General features: G+C 52.1%; 3 protein-coding genes. All 3 read left to right on the plus strand.

Annotation, left to right across the window (positions count from 1 at the left end; all coding sequences use genetic code 11):
- The coding region (phnX, locus tag Q0294_RS22550; protein WP_299469956.1) for a phosphonoacetaldehyde hydrolase at positions 1–710 on the plus strand (710 nt) is incomplete at its 5' end.
- A 1-nt stretch (position 711) separates the two neighbouring features.
- A complete protein-coding gene (gene phnW / locus Q0294_RS22555) occupies positions 712–1,842 on the plus strand; it encodes a 2-aminoethylphosphonate--pyruvate transaminase (RefSeq protein WP_299469958.1) in 1,131 nt (376 codons plus the stop codon).
- A 172-nt stretch (positions 1,843–2,014) separates the two neighbouring features.
- Positions 2,015–2,972: zinc-binding dehydrogenase (locus Q0294_RS22560; RefSeq protein ID WP_299469960.1), on the plus strand; the 958-nt coding region annotated here is incomplete at its 3' end.

Consider the following 2,972-nt stretch of genomic DNA (forward strand, 5'->3'; position numbering starts at 1 on the left):
TCATCAAAGCGTTCAAAGCGTGTGGCGTCGAACTGACGCCCCCCCAGGCGCGCGGGCCGATGGGTCTGCACAAGAAGGACCACATCCGCAGTCTGTTTCAACTGGATGAAATCGCCGCACAATGGCAGGCAATTCACCAGAGACCCTGGTCGGAAAATGACGTTGAACAGATTTATGAAACCTTTATGCCTCTGCAGATCGATGAAGCGCAAAAATTCACCGACCTGATTCCCGGACTGTGTGAGACGATTTCCCTGTTGAGGGAACGCGGGATCAAGATCGGCTCAACGACCGGTTATCCGCGAATCGTCGTCGAACCGATTCTGGCAGCAGCAAAAGCACAGGGTTATGCACCCGACTTCACGATGTGTGCGGATGAAGTTCCCGCGGGCAGACCTGCTCCGTGGATGATTTATCGCAATATGGAAGCCTTGAATGTGTTTCCGCCTGCGTCGGTCGTCAAAGTCGGCGATACGGTCCCTGATATCGAAGCCGGCCTGAATGCGGGAACCTGGACCGTCGGACTGACGCAAACCGGCAGTGAGGTGGGTCTCACGATCGCCGAATTCGAGGCACTGAGCAGTGAGCAGCAACAAAAGCTGTTACAGACCGCGGAAACAAAACTCAAAAACGCTGGCGCAGACTTTGTGATTCCAACCGTGAATGCACTTCCTGAAATCATAAAACAGATTGAATCGAGCGAGCACTGAAATGGACGCTGATATCCCTTATTTATTACTGACTCCCGGCCCATTGACCACAACGCAGAGCGTGCGCGACGCGATGCGCGACGATTTTTCCACCTGGGACATTGACTACAACCAGCGCGTGATGGAAATCCGCAAGCGTCTGGTTCAACTGGCTGCCGGTTCGCCGGGCTACACGGCAGTGCTGATGCAGGGGAGCGGCACGTTCGCCGTCGAAGCAACCATTGGTTCGGTCATTCCCCCGGACGGAAAACTGCTGGTGATTTCCAATGGCGCGTACGGGAAACGCATTGGTCAAATCGCCCGTTGTCTGAAAATCGCGCTGCATGAGTTATCATATCCGGAAACAGAACTACCCGATCTCGATCAGATCCGCGAAATACTGGCCTGTGATGGCACGATCACCCACGTGGCGATGGTGCATTGTGAAACTACAACGGGCATGCTGAATCCGGCGGCTGAAGTGGGAAAGATCGTCGCTGAAGCGGGGAAAGATTATATTCTGGACGCCATGTCTTCCTTCGGCGGGATTCCCCTTTCGATGGAAGCGTTTCATGTCGACTATCTGATTTCTTCTGCCAACAAATGTATTCAGGGGGTTCCCGGTTTTGGATTTGTCATCGCCAATCAGAGTAAACTGGAACTGACGGCCGGCTTTGCACGTTCGCTGAGTCTGGATCTGTTTGATCAGTGGAACGAAATGGAACACAAGGGAGGAAAATGGCGCTACACGTCCCCCACGCATGTGGTCTGTGCTTTTTTACAGGCATTGCAAGAACTGGAGGCGGAAGGTGGCGTGCTTCGGAGACATGCACGGTATGCTGAAAATCAATCCACGCTGGTCTCTGCAATGCACAAGCTGGGGCTGCGTACGCTCTTACCGCGCGAACTGCAATCGCCGATCATTACCTCGTTTTATGATCCGGAATTCCCCGCGTTTTCTTTTAACCAGTTTTACGACGAATTAAAAAAACGGCGTTATGTGATCTACCCCGGAAAAATCAGCCAGGCGGAAACGTTTCGCATTGGAAATATTGGAAACGTTTTTCCCGCTGACATGCAGCATCTGGTCGAACAGATCGGTCAAGTGCTCGATACAATGGCAGCTGCTTCCGATCAGACCGTTAATAATTAGAGCAGGCTACTAAAAGTACACTTTCCGTTTCTAATCCAGGCGTTTATAAAAATAACCTCTTATCTGTTCTCATTCTAAATATCTGTGTCTGCGGAAAAATCAGTAACAAACTCTCCGAAAGCAGCTCCTTCAGAGAGCATAAACCAATCCAGTAATTCAAATATATAAAATCATGAGCGATCAATGTACCTCTATTATTCTCACTGGCGATGATCCCTCCTTACAGCGCACAGTCGTAAAGCGGCCTGAATTACAACCGGGAGAAGTGCTGGTAGAGATACTCTGCTGCACCATTTGCGGAAGTGACCTGCATACGTTTGAAGGTACACGCTCTACCCCCTGCCCGACCATTCTGGGTCATGAAATGGTGGGACGCGTGGTGGAACTGCACCCGGAATATCCCACGCTGGATTATCTGGACCGACCAGTCAATATTGGTGATCGCATTACGTGGTCTGTCGCCGTTTCCTGTAAAGACTGCGAATACTGCCGGCGCGGGCTGACGCAGAAATGCACGCGGCTGTTCAAGTACGGCCATCAACGTTTAACAGAGCAGAATTATTTGAGCGGCGGACTGGCCAGTCATTGTCACCTGATCAAAGGCACGACCATTTTCAAAGTGCCGGAATCACTGCCCGATCTCATCGCCAGCCCTGCGAATTGCGCGACGGCAACCGTGATGGCCGCGTTTCGTCTTGCCGGTGACGTACAGGACCGGTCTGTTCTGATTCTGGGTGCGGGCATGCTGGGAGTTACCGCTGCTGCGGTGGCCCATACCAAGGACGCCGCCGCTATTTATGTCACTGATATCGACCACTCGCGCGTCATACGCAGCCTGGAATTTGGCGCGACTCGTACCTTGCTGGTGAAAAAAGAGCAGCCTCTCCATGCGGAAATTCAACATCTGACAGACGGGCGTGGCGTTGATTTTGTATTTGACATGACGGGCGTCCCTGAAGTCATCGAAAGCGGACTGGAGTCAATGGGAATCGGCGGGACAATGATTCTGGTCGGTTCGGTTTACCCGGCCCGGCCGATTCAATTTTCTGCGGAGACGATTGTCCGTAAGTTACTCAGGCTGGAAGGCATTCATAACTATATTGATCTAGATCTGGCGAACGCGTTGAACT

The sequence above is a fragment of the uncultured Gimesia sp. genome, from assembly GCF_937919775.1.
Taxonomy (GTDB): domain Bacteria; phylum Planctomycetota; class Planctomycetia; order Planctomycetales; family Planctomycetaceae; genus Gimesia.

Bases quoted from the DNA above. Each gene is read 5' to 3' on its own strand.
- phnW (WP_299469958.1), top strand. From the start codon at position 712: ATGGACGCTGATATCCCTTATTTATTACTGACTCCCGGCCCATTGACC.